Annotated in this window: 16 protein-coding genes; 4 read left to right on the top strand and 12 right to left on the bottom strand. The window is 60.7% G+C overall.

The window, feature by feature from the left end:
- Positions 1 to 76: 76 nt before the first annotated feature.
- The 10 genes from ACIQVE_RS21205 to ACIQVE_RS21160 form a co-directional block, all read right to left on the bottom strand.
- A complete protein-coding gene (locus ACIQVE_RS21205) occupies positions 77 to 1,057 on the bottom strand; it encodes a LysR substrate-binding domain-containing protein (RefSeq protein ID WP_402811720.1) in 981 nt (326 codons plus the stop codon).
- 164 nt (positions 1,058 to 1,221) lie between these two features.
- Positions 1,222 to 2,169 carry a peptidylprolyl isomerase gene (locus tag ACIQVE_RS21200; RefSeq protein ID WP_402811717.1) on the bottom strand — a complete coding sequence of 316 codons (948 nt, stop codon included), beginning with the start codon at positions 2,167 to 2,169 and terminating at the stop codon, positions 1,222 to 1,224.
- Positions 2,166 to 2,639 carry a YbjN domain-containing protein gene (locus tag ACIQVE_RS21195; RefSeq protein WP_402811714.1) on the bottom strand — a complete coding sequence of 158 codons (474 nt, stop codon included), beginning with the start codon at positions 2,637 to 2,639 and terminating at the stop codon, positions 2,166 to 2,168. The genes ACIQVE_RS21200 and ACIQVE_RS21195 overlap by 4 nt, the downstream gene beginning before the upstream one ends.
- Positions 2,640 to 2,656: 17 nt before the next feature.
- Positions 2,657 to 3,301 (bottom strand): DNA repair protein, encoded by a 645-nt coding sequence (locus tag ACIQVE_RS21190; RefSeq protein WP_402811713.1) that lies wholly within the window; start codon positions 3,299 to 3,301, stop codon positions 2,657 to 2,659.
- Positions 3,302 to 3,318: 17 nt separating this feature from the next.
- A complete protein-coding gene (locus ACIQVE_RS21185; RefSeq protein ID WP_402811710.1) occupies positions 3,319 to 5,016 on the bottom strand; it encodes a putative porin in 1,698 nt (565 codons plus the stop codon).
- A 39-nt stretch (positions 5,017 to 5,055) separates the two neighbouring features.
- A complete protein-coding gene (locus ACIQVE_RS21180) occupies positions 5,056 to 5,760 on the bottom strand; it encodes an energy transducer TonB (protein WP_402811707.1) in 705 nt (234 codons plus the stop codon).
- A gap of 3 nt (positions 5,761 to 5,763) precedes the next feature.
- The gene (locus tag ACIQVE_RS21175; RefSeq protein ID WP_115147927.1) at positions 5,764 to 6,189 is read right to left on the bottom strand and encodes a biopolymer transporter ExbD; all 426 of its coding nucleotides are present in this window, start codon (positions 6,187 to 6,189) and stop codon (positions 5,764 to 5,766) included.
- Positions 6,190 to 6,200: 11 nt separating this feature from the next.
- Complete coding sequence (locus ACIQVE_RS21170; protein ID WP_402811704.1) at positions 6,201 to 8,000, bottom strand: DUF2341 domain-containing protein; 1,800 nt, start codon at positions 7,998 to 8,000, stop codon at positions 6,201 to 6,203.
- 14 nt (positions 8,001 to 8,014) lie between these two features.
- Positions 8,015 to 9,613 (bottom strand): ShlB/FhaC/HecB family hemolysin secretion/activation protein, encoded by a 1,599-nt coding sequence (locus tag ACIQVE_RS21165; protein WP_402811701.1) that lies wholly within the window; start codon positions 9,611 to 9,613, stop codon positions 8,015 to 8,017.
- A gap of 51 nt (positions 9,614 to 9,664) precedes the next feature.
- On the bottom strand, positions 9,665 to 10,276 hold the full coding sequence (locus tag ACIQVE_RS21160; protein WP_402811698.1) for a transposase: 612 nt from the start codon (positions 10,274 to 10,276) through the stop codon (positions 9,665 to 9,667).
- Positions 10,277 to 10,662: 386 nt separating this feature from the next.
- On the opposite strand from ACIQVE_RS21160, the gene ACIQVE_RS21155 reads away from it, so the two are divergent.
- Together ACIQVE_RS21155 and ACIQVE_RS21150 are read left to right on the top strand one after the other, a co-directional pair.
- Complete coding sequence (locus ACIQVE_RS21155) at positions 10,663 to 12,288, top strand: NADP-dependent glyceraldehyde-3-phosphate dehydrogenase (RefSeq protein ID WP_402811695.1); 1,626 nt, start codon at positions 10,663 to 10,665, stop codon at positions 12,286 to 12,288.
- Between the two features lie 46 nt (positions 12,289 to 12,334).
- Positions 12,335 to 13,375: an FUSC family protein gene (locus tag ACIQVE_RS21150; RefSeq protein ID WP_402811846.1), complete on the top strand. Its 1,041-nt coding sequence runs from the start codon at positions 12,335 to 12,337 to the stop codon at positions 13,373 to 13,375.
- Positions 13,376 to 13,378: 3 nt separating this feature from the next.
- Here the strand turns inward: ACIQVE_RS21150 and ACIQVE_RS21145 are convergent, their stop codons facing one another.
- Complete coding sequence (locus ACIQVE_RS21145; protein ID WP_402811692.1) at positions 13,379 to 14,272, bottom strand: DMT family transporter; 894 nt, start codon at positions 14,270 to 14,272, stop codon at positions 13,379 to 13,381.
- A 149-nt stretch (positions 14,273 to 14,421) separates the two neighbouring features.
- On the opposite strand from ACIQVE_RS21145, the gene ACIQVE_RS21140 reads away from it, so the two are divergent.
- Positions 14,422 to 14,859: an Lrp/AsnC family transcriptional regulator gene (locus ACIQVE_RS21140; protein ID WP_402811689.1), complete on the top strand. Its 438-nt coding sequence runs from the start codon at positions 14,422 to 14,424 to the stop codon at positions 14,857 to 14,859.
- Positions 14,860 to 14,917: 58 nt separating this feature from the next.
- A complete protein-coding gene (locus tag ACIQVE_RS21135; protein ID WP_402811686.1) occupies positions 14,918 to 15,244 on the top strand; it encodes a YceK/YidQ family lipoprotein in 327 nt (108 codons plus the stop codon).
- A 65-nt stretch (positions 15,245 to 15,309) separates the two neighbouring features.
- Here the strand turns inward: ACIQVE_RS21135 and ACIQVE_RS21130 are convergent, their stop codons facing one another.
- On the bottom strand, positions 15,310 to 15,981 hold the full coding sequence (locus tag ACIQVE_RS21130) for a Bax inhibitor-1/YccA family protein (RefSeq protein WP_402811843.1): 672 nt from the start codon (positions 15,979 to 15,981) through the stop codon (positions 15,310 to 15,312).
- Positions 15,982 to 15,984: the final 3 nt, after the last annotated feature.

Raw genomic sequence — 15,984 nt, 5'->3', positions numbered from 1 at the left:
GCATTCATGCCGACTGATCGAACGCATTCGCGAGCAAGCTCGCTCCCACAGGGGATTGGGGTACTGGGGGTTTGGATTAAGTCTCAAACCACTCCTGGCGTTCGTTGAAGGTGTGGTGGATGAGTTCGATCAGGGTTTGCACTTCACTGACATGCTGCGAATCGGCATTCACGGCCAGCCACGCATGCAGTTGCATCGGCTGCTCAAACAAGCCCGGCAGCGCCACCAGTCCACGGTCATAGCGACTCATGTACATGGGTAGCAAGCCGATGCACGCGCTGCAACGGATCATCTCCAGCATCAGTTCGTAGGACTGCATCTGCACCACGCCGGCCAGACGTTGTTCCACCAGTTCGTTCCATGGTCGAAAGCTGTCGATCTGGCGGTCGTGCTGCCATTGCACCAGCATGAAATCGGCGAGGTCGTCGGGGCTTTCCGGGCGTGCGGTGACGCGTGAATAGCGTTTGGCAATGTGCGGCAGGTAGTCCAGGCTCGCCAGCCGTTGCGGCGGATTGGTGGCGAAGGTCGGACCGGGCGTGGGCGTGTCACCGTGGGCCAGCCAGAGGACGACGTCGGCGCTGACCGCTCGCAGGGCCAATTCACTGTCGAGAGCGATGATATCCAGGCGCACGCTGGCGTTGCGGCGCAACAACGCGATCAAGTCGCGACCGAGGATGTCATGCAGGATCGACTCGGCGACGGCCAGACGAATCAGCGGCTGCTCGACCACCGGCAGTTTGCATTCGCGGGCCAAGGCGACCAGTTTTGCCTGCAACTGCTGGCCTTCACGGGTAAGGCTCAGCGCACTGCCCTGGAAACTGAACAAAGTGTGCTGGAGTGCCTGCTCAAGCTGCGCCAACTGTTTGCGCAGCAAGGTCGAGCGCACATTGAGGCTGCGCGCGGCCTGCATGAAGCAACCGCAGCGGGCGCTAACCAGAAAGTATTGCGCGACGTCGGCGTCGATGGTCGCGGCTTGCGCCAGCCAGGGTTCACTGTTGTCCTGCGCCCAGCGAAAATCGGCGCTGCCCTGTCGTCCTGCGGGTTCGGTGAATGACATCGATGACTCCCTGTCGATCTTTGTTGTTTGTCTTGAATGCACCACTGAACCCATGTGGGAGCGAGCTTGCTCGCGAAGGCGTCGGAACATCCAATATCAGCGTTACCTGATACACCGCTTTCGCGAGCAAGCTCGCTCCCACAGGTTCTGCGGCAGCTTTGAGTCTATTTATTTGTTTCCAGGGCCCTGTTCAGTTCAGCACCATCAATACTCAGCGTCGCGGTATTGAGCATCCCCTCCAGATACGCCTGGGCGATCTGCTCCTGACGCTGGGCACGCAAGGCCTGGGTCAGTTGATCGCGCAGTTCATCCAGCGTCGCGGTGCGCGCCGGTTGTTGCTCGGTGAGTTTGATCACATGAAAACCGGCCGCACTTTGTACGGGATCTGAGACAGCGCCGACCTTGAGCCGCGCCACTGCATCACGCACTTGCGGCACCAATTGCTGCAACGGTTGCAAACCAGTGTCGCCACCACGTTCAGCCGTGACGCGATCCTGCGAGAACTGGGTCGCCAGCGCAGCAAAATCTCCCGGCGTCGCCTGCGCCTTTTTGCTCAGTTCCGCTGCCTGTTTGCGCACCGCGTCAAGGTTCTGCGGATCGTTCACCCCCAGGAAAATCTGGCTGACCCGATACAACGCCGGGGTCTGCCAATTCGCCTTCCCTTCGTCATAAGCCTTCTGCAGTTCGGCTGCACTCGGGTAGTCCGCCGGCACCTCGCTGACCGAGCGCAGATAATCGCGGAAGACGATCTGCTCGCTCGCTGCACGGGTTTGTTGCGCGACGTCCGGACGCTGCGCCCAACCCTGTGCGTCGGCCTGTTCCAACACCGCTTTCTCGGCCAGACGTGCACGAATCAAACGTTCCAGCGCTTCGCGATTGCCGCGCAGTTGCTCACGGCTCGCCGCTGGAACGGTCGCCAGCAACGCCTGCAATTCCGCAGGGGTGACCTGCTGACTGCCCAACCGCGCCACCGCCGGCCCCGTAGCAACCGCCACCACTGGCGACGATTGCTGGGCGGCGACCGGGTCACTGCCCGGTCGCACCACCAGCGCCACGGCCACCACTAATAGCGCTACAGCTCCCGCGCCGATCACCATGGCTGGTTTTTTCACAGCGCGACTTCCTCTTGCTCGGCGACGGCCACTTTGGCGGTCTGGGGCGTTGCACCGTTCTGGGTGAAATCACGCAGATAAACGATGAACTCCTGCAACAAACGATCCCACAATTCCAGGTTGCCACGCAGGTGATCGTTGCTGACGCCAGCGGCCAGCACCACGTCCATTTCCATCACCAGAAACTCGCCCTGCACCGACAAACGCGCAAAGCGCCGGGTTGCGTTCCACTGCTCGGCCACACCCTGCGGCAACTCACCCTGCACGCGCAGCGCACAGCTGAACGTGAAATCGACGTAGCTGCCCTGCTCCACCGCCGGGTTGCCGAAACGCACGGCATAGCCGATACCCTGGCTGGCGCTGAGCAACTGGACGATGCCGTTCTGTTCAGTCTGATTGACGCGATAACCGGCGGCTTGCAGGACGTCGGTCAAGGATTGCGGGGAAACGTGGCTGATCAATTGAGTCATTACTTCTTCCTTGTCTATCAGTGTGCGATCGCGGCTTGCGGCGCGTCGAATTGTGTCTTGTAGAGATCGTCGCCAAACCCTTGGGCCAGTTCATCGAACTTGACCCGGGCGCTACCCGCGAAGGGCTGACGGATCTTCATCACCTCGGCCACATCGATGTTTTCGTAGGCCGTGAGGATCTGTTTGGCGACGCCATACATCTGCTGATTCTTGACTGAACATTGCTGCACTTGTGTGTCACGTTCAGTCAATTGCGCCTGAAGCTTCGACCGCTCCGCTTCTTTGGCTCGGGCCATGACCAGCAACTCGTCATAGGCTTTTTTGAACTTGCCGGTCTGCTCCGTGCTGGCCGCGACTTGCGCCTGGGCCTGCCTGTGCAGGCTCTGCTGTTGCCCGGCCAGTTGCTCGGCGACGCCTTTGGCCTTGGCCAGTTCGGCGCTCAGTTGCTTGATTTGCGCTTGCGCTGCCTTCACTTCGCTCTGCGCCGCCAGTTGCGCGGCGCTGGCCTGGGCCTGCTGACTTTGCAGGGCCTGAAGCTGCTGGGTGGTGCTGCGCAATTGCGTGCGCAAGCGTTCTTCCATGCCTTCGGCACTGGCGCCTGTGGCGATCAGCATGCCCAACCCGAGCAGCGCTGCCCCTTGCAAAAACAACCGCGTTCTCATAACCCTCTCCCGGCGCCTTAGAAGCGCGTGTTGATCTCAAGCTGCAAGACGTCGATATCGAACGGCGCGCCGTACACCGCTTCGGTGCTCAACCAGCGACCGGTCGCAGAGACGTTCTTCGCCAGGCCGTAGTTGCCGCCGATGAAGTAACCCTTGGCGTTGGTGCCACCGAGGTGGAATGACGAATCGTTGAAGCCGTCCGGCAAGGCATCCGGCTGGATGTATTTGTAGCCGGCGAACAGGTTCCAGTCGCCCTGCTTCTTCAGGTCCAGCGCGTTGCCGAGGGAGAACTGCACCATCCACGCGTTGGCGCCGCTCTCGATCTCGCCGTTGCTGTCGAGGTTGTTGACGATCTGCCCGGCCGAACGCTTGCGCATTTCGCCTTCGTCGTAGCTGAGGTTGTGGATGTAGTTGCCCTGGCTGCGCAACTTGAAGTCTTCCGGCAAATCGGCGTCCCACACCACGTTCAAGTCGAGCAAGTTGAACTCGGACGCAAGGCCGACAAACTGCGGTTGCGCCGTGGTCGTCGGGTTGAGCGGGTTCGGCGTGATGTCACGCAGCAGGAACACGCTGTTGCCTTTCTGCATGAACGCCGCGCGGGTGCCGTCGCTGTCGCAACCGGGCTCACCGGCCCACGGTTCGCAAGGGCTGGAACGCTGGCCTTGAATATCGTCGAAGCGGTAGTAAGCCAACGCGCCCTTCAAACGGTTGTTGCTGTTGATCGCCCACTTGGCGCCGAGCTGCGCGCCGTACAGCCATTTGTTGTCGCTTTCTTCTTTATCGAAACCGTTGCTGCTGGTGGTGTCGTTGGTGTAATCCACCGGGAACGCACCGACGGTGCCGAACACGCCCCAATCGCGGTTGAGTTTGTGGTCAAAAATCGCCGCCACGCCATCGAAGTTGAGGTCGTTGGAATAGAGCATGTCGGTGGACATGAACGGGTTGGCGAAGCGGCCACCGGTCAGGGTCAACTCATCCGACGGCTTCCAGTTCAGGTAACCCTGATCGAGCCAGATATCCTTTTTGGCGAAGCCGCCGCCGAGGCTTTGCGTGGTCGACACCGGGTTGTTATCCGAGCCGGTGCCGATGCGGATGCCTGCGGTCCATTCCGGCGAGATCACCGCTTTCATGCCAAGACGGGCGCGAATGCGGAACTGGTTTTCGCGGTCCTCGCGGGTATTGAGCAACGGCGGCAGGCTGGTGCTGCTGTTGGGGTTCACGTCGTACGGGCCGTTGTTGTTGAGCTTGGCAAAGTCGACGATTTCATTGCTGTTGTTGCCCGAGTAGTAGCGCGATTCGTCACGCAGACGGATGTCGCCGTCGAAGCTGATGCGCGAGGCCCATTCCGGGAAGGTGTTGGGCGCGGCCCAGTTTTCCTGTTTGGCGGTGGCCATGACTTCGGCTTTGACCTGATCACGAATCTGGTCACGCACCGCCGCTGGCACGTACTGCACACGCACGTCGCCCGGTGCCGCAACCGGCCCGGCCGCCACCGCTGTTGAGGTCGCCGCCTGCTTGGCTTGGGCGGCTTCGTTCTGCGCCTGAGCGATCAGCGCGTCGGCCTTGTCCTGTTTCAGAATGCCCTGCTCGACCAGCAAGCGGATCAGATTGATCGTGGCGTTTTCCGAGGGCGCAGGCGCTGCCACGGCCTGACCGACCAGGGTCGCAATGACCATGCCGACCGCCAGGGACAATCGATTCACGTTGGAAATCATCTGCACACAACTCCTTTTGGCAAAATTCTAAAAATGGGGTTAACCCGGACGCCGCCCTTGCAGGGACAGGCGCACAGGCAAAGTCATGGAGGCCGGTGGCCGTTCGCTTAAGTGCGGCGCGTTGCGCAGCGCCGCTAAAACCTGGGTGTCTATTTCAGGATTGCCGCTGGACTTGATCATCTCGACCCGAGTGATTTCACCGACGCTGCTCAGCCAGATATCGGCCTGCAAGGTGAACGCGAGGTTGCGCAACTCGGGGTTCTCGCGCAGCAGCTTCTGAAAAGTGAACGCCAGAAACTGGCTGTAAGTCCCGGTGCCCAGCCGTCCGCCACCGGCGCCCGCCATGCCGCCACCCTTGCCGGCGCCGATGTTGAAGGCGTCGTTGCCGGACTGCGCATCGCCGTCCATCTGCATCGGGTTGGCCAGGTCGTCCGCCGGTGAAGGCGGCGCCTCTTCTTCAGGCTTGACCTCTTCTGGCTCAGGCGTTGGCTCGGGCTCGACGACTTTTTCTTCCACCGGAGTTTCCGGCTCTGGCGGTTTCTCCGGCGGCGGTGGCGGTGGTGGCGGCAACGGAATGATCGTCGGTACCTTCGGCGCTTCGCGGCGGACACCACTCATGTCGTTGGCCCACTGCCACAGCAGATACGCGGCGATGGCGCCAAGCAGCAGCCCAGCGCCCCACTTCACAAAACGCAGCGGCGACTTTTTCACGGGCAGCGGCTCGATGGGCAGTTGTGCGGTCATGTCTCAGCCCTGACTCGGTTTGCCGGTCACGAGACCGACCTGGGACAGTTCGAGCCGGCGCAACAGATCCAGCACTTCGATGACCTTCTGGTACTGCACCGTCGCGTCGCCGCGCACGATCACCGGAAAGTCCGGGTTCTGCGCTTTCTCGATGCGCAGGCGTTCTTCCAGCTCGGCCAAGGTCACCGGGTAGGCATCGAGGAACACCTGGCCGCCGTCGTTGACCGAAATCGCCTTGGTCTTGGCCTCTGACAGCGACACCGACGCGCTGGCCTTGGGCAAGTTGATCTGGATACCGGAGACCTGCGCGGTGGCGGTGAGGATGAACATCACCAGCACCACCATCAGCACATCGACCAGCGGAGTGATATTGATGCTGTCCACCGCAGCATCTTCATCATCGTCGTGGGAGGCATTTACGGACGCCATGTCAGTGCTCCTCAGGCCGGTACGGAAGTGTTGGCGTGATGGCCGCGCTGATGCGCCGCTTCACGGGACTGGCTCTCGCCGTGCATCTCCGCCAGACGGGTGATGAACTCGTCGACGAACACGCGCATGTCGGCGCTGACTTCCTTGTTGCGGGTGATCAGGCGGTTGTAGCCAAACAGCGCCGGGATCGCGACGAACAGGCCCATCGCGGTGGCAAGCAAAGCCGCAGCCATGCCCGGTGCGATGGCGTTGATGTTGACGTCGCCGGCCATCGCGGTGCCGAGAAACACCACCATGATCCCCAACACGGTGCCGAGCAGGCCGATGTACGGGCCGCCGGCAATGGCGTTGGACAGGGTCGAGAGTTTTGAGCTGAGCGCCTGGTTTTCGCGGGTGCGCACGCCGTCCATCGAACAGCGAATGGCTTCGATGGTCGCGGCGGAAACCGATGAGGTATCGGCACCCTGCTCGCGGCGGGTGCGGATCTCTTTCACCGCCACCAGGTACAGGCGCCACAACGACGAATGCTGCAAGCGCTGGGCGAGTTGGGTGTCGTCGGCGAACATCTCCAGGCGCGTGCCGACCTTGGCGAACTGTTCGCGGAACGCTTCGTTGGCCTTGCTGACACGGCCCAGGGTGCGGTTCTTGCGCAGCATGATGACCCACGACTGGAACATCATCAGCACCAGCACGGCGATGATCACCCAGGCATCGATTGGCACCGCGTTGAGCAAGAAGCCGAGGCTGCCGAAACCGTAGCCGGACTGCTCTTCATCGACGCCGTAAGCCACCAGTTTCGACTCGGCACCTTGCGACGTGGCGTCGGCCAACAACAGCGGCGCCGGGCGCGAGACTTTCGACAGGCGCAGTTCGTCGATAGCGCCCACGAACGGTTGGAAAGAACCTTCTTGCAGATCCGCGCCAATGGCCATGACCGAGTTGAACGCCGGCATCGCCAACGCCAACGTCGCCCCTTCGCGACCGTTGATGAACAGCGTGACCTTGGCGCCTTCAGCGGTGAGTGCAACGTGTTGCCATTGGCCCGGATTCAGCGGCTGAGTGGCGATTGCACGCTGGCCGTCGATTTCCACAAACGGCACACCTTGGTTGACGCCAATCAGCAGGCTGTTGGCGCCCTCACGGCGGGCCAGAATCAGTTGCTCGCCAATGGCCTGGTCCAGTCGCAGCCAGGCACTGAAGGTGAACGCGCTGCCAGTGTTGTGCTGCAACGAAGGGCTGGCCGGCAGCAGCAACGGTTGGCCGCTGAACTGCAACGCTCGCCCCACTACGCCGTCAATCGCCGCACCGGTCGCGCTCTGCGCGGTGTTGCCGTAGGCAGTGGTGTCTTTGGCCGGGGTGCCGGTGGCGCCGTCGAAGTGATAGAGCGCGGTGTAATTGGGGTCGAACGTCAGTTGGCCGTTGCCAGTGGCCGGGGCTTTCTGGTTGCCGTAGTACATCCAGATGTCCTGACGCTGACCACCCTCGACATTCGGCACATCGACCCAGATCAGCGCCATGCCCATCAGCGCATCGAAGCTTTCGATCTGATGGTTGAGCACGGTCTTGTCATCGGCCGCGACAAAGCGCAGGTCCGAACCATCCTCTTTCACCCCGTCGAAGGTGAAGTTCCCGGTGTGCAGGCGCACCAGCAACGCGGTGCGGCCCAGGGCCTGATTGATCGCTGCGCCTTGCGGCGTGGTGTCGACGCTGACCTGTTTGCGGTAATGCCAGTCGTCCTGCCACCAGGCCTGAGCCGTGGCCGGGAGCACGAAGCCCAGGCAGATCAACAACGAAAGGAAGAGGCGCTGCATGAACGTGCTCCTTGTCAGAAAGTGGCTTGAAGGTTGAAGTGCAGGCGCGATTCCTGTTTCGAGGTGTTCGGCCCTTCGAGTAGCGGGTAGCCCCAGTCGAGGCTGCCGGACAGCCATTTGCTCAGGCTGGCGCGGGTGCCGAGGCCGACGCTGGCCAAGGCGTAATTGGCGTCCTGATCCGGCAGTTCGTCGCGCAGGTACAGTTGCGCGCCTTCGGCGAAGGCGTAGAAACGCCAGTCCTGCATCCACGTGCCGGCGAACTTGGCCAGCGAAGGGGTGCGCAGTTCCTGGCTCAGCAGGTAGCCGTCATCGGCGGTGCGTTCAGCGGCCAGATAGCCACGCACTGATGTCGCGCCGCCGGCAGAGAATTGTTCGTTGGAAATCAGTGGCCCCGAGGCAAGTTGAAACGCGGCTTTGCTCGCGCTCTGCCAGTCGCTGTCAAAGGTCCAGGTGTAATTGGTGTCGCCCTTGAGCACGGCGAAACTCGGCTTGGCGCGGTAGCGTTTGTAGTCGAAATCTTCGTCGTCGCTGCCGTAGCCGAAGACGCTGCGCGTGGCCGCGACCAGACTCAGGCCGAGGCCGAGCTGGCTCTTTTCGGTGTAGCGATAGCCGTTGTAGGCGAAGGTGAATGGCGCGTATTGCAGCGGCACCTTGTCGCTTTCGCCGGACAGGGTCAGGCGCTCGTCGAAGTCCTTGAAGTCGATGCCGGCCGACAGCGAGTTCGACCAATTGCCGCTGGACGGCAGCGTGTAAACCGCCGCAACGCCATAGGAGTGGCCCTTGCCGAGCACGTTGCTGCCGCCGATGGTGGCGACGTTGCTGTCGGACTGGTAACCGGAGAACTGCACGCTCCAGCGATCCGTGAGTGGAGCGGTGTAGGAACCGGACCAGACCTTGGCGTTATCGGTCTCTTGCGGTGCAGTGAAGAACGTCAGGTTGACGCTGTGACCGAGCTGCCAAAGGTTGTTGTAACCGAGGCTGGTGACGGTGCGCAGTTTTTCAGTGTCAGCGCTGTAGTCGTTGTTCAGACCCACGCTGGCGGTCCACGGGTTCTGGTCTTCAACCTGCAAATCAACGTCCATGGTGCCGGGGCGCTGACCTTCACGCACCAGCGGCATGACCTGACGGCCTGGAGTCTTGTTGAGCTGAGCCAGCTCGCCCTGGACCTTGGCGAAGTCCGGTACCTCACCTTCCTTCAGCGCCGGGACATCGTCTCGGATGTCCAGCGGCGAATAGTGTTTGGCACCCACCACACGCACGCGGCCGACCTTGGTTTCACTGACTTGCAGATAGACGATGCCGTCCGCCACCGCCTGTTCCGGCAACTCGACGAACACCGATTGATAGCCGCGTTGCTGATAGGCCTTCTGCAACGCATCCCGCGCGCCTTCGATGTCGGTCAGGGCTTTTTGCGGGCCGAGAAACGGGTACACCGCTTCTTCAATCGCTCGCGCATCGAGCACGGTATTGCCGCGCACGAAGTATTCGTTGACGTCGACCAGACGCTGCGCCGCTGCACTTTCGGCAGCCTCTTCGGCCAGCGCCGGCTGCACGCCCGCCGTCACCAGCAGCCAGCCCCACAGCGCCAGCCGTGACTTGAAAATCTGTCCCACACTACCCCCTGAAATTCGCGTTGAGCTGTCGGCGTTCAAACGCCCTGTGCATCAGTTATTGGCTATCGAGGCGCAGGCGTGTTTGCCGAGCCAGGTGTGCAGCAGCGCGAAGTTCAAGGAGAACTCGGGCATTTGCAGCAAGGCACCGCAGAACACTTCGCCGATGATTTTCTGGATGAGTTGCACCGCACGCGGGTTATTGAGCAGCGTGGCGATGTCGCGACTTAGGACGTTGAAACTCCAGACTTTCTGGTTCAGGCCCAGGCCGACAAACCAGCGGAACAGCAGGTTGTAACTGAGCTGTTCATAGAGCTGCTGCTCGCTGGGCACCGAATACAGCAGTTGCAGGAGCAGGATGTGCATGACCGTTTGCGCGGGGATCAGCATGCCGGGCTCGGCATTGAGGACGTGCAGGAGGTCGCGATGGGCGTCGAGCAAGTCGTCGATCTGTGGGCGCAGCAAGACCAGCGAATGGCCCGGCGGGATGTAGCTGGAAACCTCTTTCAAGGCGCCCTGCCAGTCATCCTGCGAGACGATCCAGACCCACGGCGCGCCGTAGCGATACACCGAAACCGGTTTCTTGCGCGCGGCTTCGACGATCTTCGACAGGCGTTGATCGAGTTCCTGCATGCCCACTTTCGAGTAGCGTTCCATAGTCCCCACTGCCTCACTCCCGGCGTCCCGCCTCGGCTTGTGAAAAACGACCCGAAGGCCCCCTCAAGCGCGTTACATAGGCATGACCGGACAGGCAGAGTGCTACCGAACTTTTGTCATAAAAGCTTCATTACAGAAGTTGCTGATAGCTCAACAAGCACCACAAACCACTGTGGGAGCTGGCTTGCCAGCGATAGCGGAGTCACTGGCAAAAAAACAGTGAAAGTACCGGCCTCATCGCTGGCAAGCCAGCTCCCACAGGGTTATGTGTTGTCACCGCCCTCTCTGTTTCGGCCCTTTGCCCGATATTTGCGGGTTTAAATTTCGCTGCGTTCAGGCGTATAACCTGTACAGACTTTTTGATCTGCACGCGGACATCAACACGGGGTAGCGACATGACCACAGCAAACATCCTTGGCAACCTGTTCCCTTCTGTCAGCGACATCCCGGAAAAATACCGCCTCGACGGTCAGGTCGAGCAACGCGAATACCTGGTCGACGGTGAGTTGCGCCGCTGGGACGGCCCGCTGGCCACTGTGCGCAGCCCGGTCTACTTGCGTGGCGACAATGGCGACGAACAAGTGATCCTCGGCAGCACGCCGCTGCTCGACGCTGACACCGCCCTCACCGCGCTGGACGCCGCCGTCCGCGCCTACGACCGTGGCCAGGGCCTGTGGCCGACCATGCGTGTGGCCGAACGCATCCAGCATGTTGAAGCTTTCCTCGGGCGCATGCGCCAGCAGCGTGACGCGGTGGTCAAGCTGCTGATGTGGGAAATCGGCAAGAACCTCAAGGACTCGGAAAAAGAATTCGATCGCACCTGCGACTACATCGTCGACACCATCAATGCACTGAAAGAACTCGACCGTCGCTCCAGCCGTTTCGAACTGGAACAGGACACGCTCGGGCAAATTCGCCGCGTGCCACTCGGCGTGGCGCTGTGTATGGGCCCTTACAACTATCCGCTGAACGAGACCTTCACCACGCTGATTCCGGCGCTGATCATGGGCAACACCGTGGTATTCAAACCGGCCAAGCTCGGCGTGCTGCTGATTCGCCCATTGCTCGAAGCGTTCCGCGACAGCTTCCCGACCGGCGTGATCAACGTCATCTACGGCAGTGGCCGCGAAACCGTCAGCGCGCTAATGGCCAGCGGCAAGATCGACATCTTCGCTTTCATCGGCACCAACAAAGCCGCCAGTGACTTGAAGAAGTTGCACCCAAAACCACACCGTTTGCGTGCAGCGCTGGGGCTGGATGCGAAGAACCCCGGCATCGTTCTGCCGGAAGTCGATCTGGACAACGCCGTCAGCGAAGCAGTCACCGGTTCCCTGTCATTCAACGGCCAGCGCTGCACCGCGCTGAAAATACTGTTCGTCCATGAGGATGTGGTCGACAGCTTCATCGAGAAATTCAACGCCAAACTGGCCACGCTGAAACCGGGCATGCCGTGGGACAGCGGGGTGTCGCTGACACCGCTGCCGGAGTCGGGCAAGGTCGATTACCTGCATGGGTTGGTGGCGGATGCGCGCAGCAAGGGTGCCGAAGTGGTCAACCCCAATGGTGGTGAGTCGCGTGAGTCGTTCTTCTACCCGGCGGTGCTGTACCCGGTAAACCCGCAGATGCGCGTGTATCAGGAAGAACAGTTTGGCCCGGTGGTGCCGATCGTCCCGTACCGTCACCTCGATACAGTGATCGATTACGTGCTGGAATCGGACTTCGGCCAGCAGTTGAGCATCTTCGGCACCAACCCGGTGGCCGTCGGCCGGCTGGTCGACACGTTCGCCAATCAGGTCGGCCGGATCAACCTCAACGCCCAGTGCCAGCGCGGCCCGGACACTTATCCGTTCAATGGCCGCAAGAACTCCGCCGAAGGCACGTTGTCGGTACACGATGCGCTACGGGTGTTTTCGATCCGCACGCTGGTGGCCACCAAGTTCCAGGACAGCAACAAGGATCTGATCAGCGAGATCATTCGCGGACGCGATTCGAGCTTCCTGACCACCGACTACATCTTCTGACGAGGGCCTTGCACTGAGTACATTCAGCAACCACCGACTGCCACCGCTGTTGCGCCGAATACTGCGTCCGCTGCTGGACCCGTACCGGCGCTACCGTCACGCCCGACTGATCCATGCGGTGCGGGTGGCATTGGGGTTGCTGGCTACTATATTGCTGACTACCGGCATCAACTTGCCCCACGGAGAATGGGCGTCGGTGACAATGCTGGTGGTCATCGGCGGTTTGCAGCACCACGGCAACATCGGCAAAAAAGCCGCCGAACGCGCCACCGGCACCTTGATTGGTGCCGGCGTCGGTTTGTTGCTGGTGGCGCAGGAGGCATGGCTCGGCATGCCGTGGCTGACCTACTTTGCCATGGCCGTGGTGTGCGGTTTCTTCTCCTATCACGCCATCGGCAAGGGCGGCTACACCGCCCTGCTCTCGGCGATCACCGTATTTATCGTCGCCGGACACGGCGACAACCCGATCACTGATGGTTTGTGGCGCGGGGTCGACATCCTGATCGGCATTGCCCTGGCGCTGGCGTTTTCCTTCGCGCTGCCGCTGTACGCGGTGTACTCGTGGCGCTACAACCTGGCCGATGCCTTGCGCGACTGCGCCACGGTATATGGACGCATCATCAGCGGGCAACCGGTCAGTGCCGACGAACATTTGAAACTGATGGGCCGCCTGGGCGCGGTGATGGTGCAGCTGCGTTCGCTGATGCCGTCAGTGTCCAAGGAAGTGAAGATTTCCATGACCGAACTCGATGCCATCCAGCGCAACCTGCGCATGTGCATTAGCACCCTGGAGATCCTCGGCAACACACGCCCCGATGCCAACGACCCCGACGCCATGGCGCACCTGCAATCCGCGTTGAAGGCCGAGCACCGGCAGATTCGCGTGCAACTGATCGGCATGGCGCGGGCCCTGAAATCCGGCGCTGCGCAGCGCCTGGATCGACCATCGGAGTTACCGGACACCAGCCTCGATGCGCCGGTTTATAGCGCACTGGATGGCTATCGACTGCTCACCCGGCAACTCGCGGCGAACATCGGCGAAATGCGCCAGCGCCTGGCGAAAACCGCGCCGCACTGGAACATCTGAGGCTTATTGCGCGGCCAGTCGCCGAGCCTTGAAACCCCATCCCTGTTGCATGCCGGCGGCGGCCAGCAGAATCGCCGCCACGCCCACCCATTGCAGGACTTCCAGACGATGACCGAAGGCCAGCCAGTCGACGAAGATCGCGGCAATCGGGTAGATAAACGACAGCGCGCCCGTCAACGCTGTCGGCAACTTCTGGATCGCGCCGTACAGCAGCACATACATCAGGCCGGTGTGAACGATGCCCAGCGTCACCAGACTGGCCCATGCACTCGGCGCTTGCGGCAGCGCTGAAAAATGCGCAAACGGCGCGAGCAACAGCACACCCGCGCAGACCTGGATCAGCGCGATCAAGTGCGGTGGCGTGCCCGTCAGGCGCTTGATGATCAACGCGGCAATCGCATAGAGAAACGCCGCGCCCAATGCCAGGGCAATCCCAAGCAAATACTCACTACCGCCCTCGCCTTGCTGGCCATGGGCACTGACAATCGCCAGCATGCCCATAAAAGAAATCGCCAGCCAAAACAGTTTCTGCACGGTGATTTTTTCGCCAAGGAACAGCGCCGCCAAGCCGACCAACATGAACGGCTGCACGTTGTACACCGCCGTGCCGATGGCTATCGACGCACGGGAATAAGACGCGAACAACAGCACCCAGTTGCCGACAATTGCCACCCCGCTGAGTACAGCCAGCAAGAAGGTAGTGCGCGTCAGTATGCCGGGGCGCAAAAAGCCGAATGCCGCGCAGATCAGCAGCAACGTGCCGGCCCCGAACACACAGCGCCAGAACACCACGTCCAGCACTGGTTGGCCGGAAACCAGCACGAACCAGCCGATCGTCCCGGATATCAGCATTGCCGCGGTCATTTCAAATGAGCCGCGACGGATCGGGTTGTCCATCATCAATCTCCTCAGCGTTTGGCGAAAGCGTGGCAAAAGTATGCCAAGCCGACGCAAGGCCACTCCAGCGTAAAAAGCAGGCTAAACTCGGTTTCTGCCTTTTTTATCGAGGGTAGTTTTTGTTAATTGCCTAATGCTGGAGATTGACCATGACCGATGACATCGACCAGATCCTCATCAGTGCGTTGATGGAGGATTCGCGGCGCTCGTTAAAAGCCCTGGCGCAGATCAGCGGTCTGTCGTCGCCCAGTGTCTCCGAGCGTTTGCGTCGACTGGAAGAACGCGGCGTGCTCAAGGGCTACACCGTCGAAATCGACCCAAAGTGCTTCGGCTATCAATTGCAGGCCATCGTCCGGGTGCGACCGCTGCCGGGTCAGCTCCAAGAAGTGGAGCGGCAAATTCAGTCGATTCCTGAATTTACCGAGTGCGACAAGGTCACTGGCGAGGACTGCTTTATCGCCCGCCTGCACGTCCGCTCGATGGAGCAATTGGACACCCTGCTCGACCGGCTGAATACGCTCGCCGAAACCAATACTGCGATCGTCAAGAAGACGCCAGTCAAGCGCCGGCTGCCGCCGATGGCATAGATGCTTTTTGCCTGCTTTCGGCGTAGATTGAGGATTCTTCCAGCTAAGGATTGGCGGTATGAAAATTCAGGCAATGATGCTGGCGACGCTGATGCTCGCCGGTTGCGGGACGGTGCAGACCGTGGTGCGCAGTGATCAGGTTGCGGCGGACTATCTGAAAGAAAATAAATCCCACTGCGGAGCCGTTCCGCGGATTTACAGCGGTGTGACCTATGATTTCTGCCTGCTGCACGCAGAGCGGCCAGATGATGTCGATGCGTTCAACTACAACAACGCTACGCCCGGCGTGCTGGTGGATGCCGCATTGTCAGGGGTTCTGGACACACTGCTGTTGCCTTACACAATCTATAAGCAACATGCCGATGGCAGCATCGTGATCAATTGATCACCTTTTCTGCAGGCAACAAAAAACCCGCCTAAGCGGGTTTTTTGTTATTTCATGGGCTGCGATCAGTCGTCGCGGCTCATGATGCCGAGGATCTGCAACAAGCTGATGAACAGGTTGTAGATCGATACATACAGGCTGATGGTCGCCATGATGTAGTTACGCTCGCCGCCGTGAATGATGGCGCTGGTCTGGTACAGGATGCAGACCGACGAGAACAGTACGAAACCTGCGCTGATCGCCAGTTGCAAGCCGCTGACCTGGAAGAAGAAGCTCGCCAGTGTGGCACCCAGCAGGACGAAGAAACCGGCGGTGATGAAACCACCGAGGAAGCTCATGTCCTTGCGGCTGATCAGCACGTAAGCCGACAGACCACCGAACACCAGTGCCGTCATCGCGAACGCGGAGCTGACCACTTCAGCGCCGCCCTGCATGCCCAGGTAACGATTGAGGATCGGGCCGAGCAGGAAACCCATGAAACCGGTCAACGCAAAGGCGGACACCAGGCCCCACGCGGAATCACGGAGTTTGTTGGTGAGGAAGAAAAGCCCGTAGAAGCCAATCAGCACCACGAAAATGTTCGGGTAGCCAACACGCATCTGCTGGGCCACGAACGCCATCACGCCGCTGAATGCGAGGGTGAGAGCGAGTAGACCATAAGTGTTGCGCAGGACGCGGCTAACCTCTAGCTGCTCAGCCTGCACGCTGTTATTAACTGCGTAATCCTGTTCGCGCATGGC

The organism is Pseudomonas sp. NPDC098747 (assembly GCF_044760045.1).
Lineage (GTDB): Bacteria > Pseudomonadota > Gammaproteobacteria > Pseudomonadales > Pseudomonadaceae > Aquipseudomonas.
The sequence above is the reverse complement of the archived record's forward strand: the minus strand, read 5'-3'. Positions and strand labels throughout refer to the sequence as shown.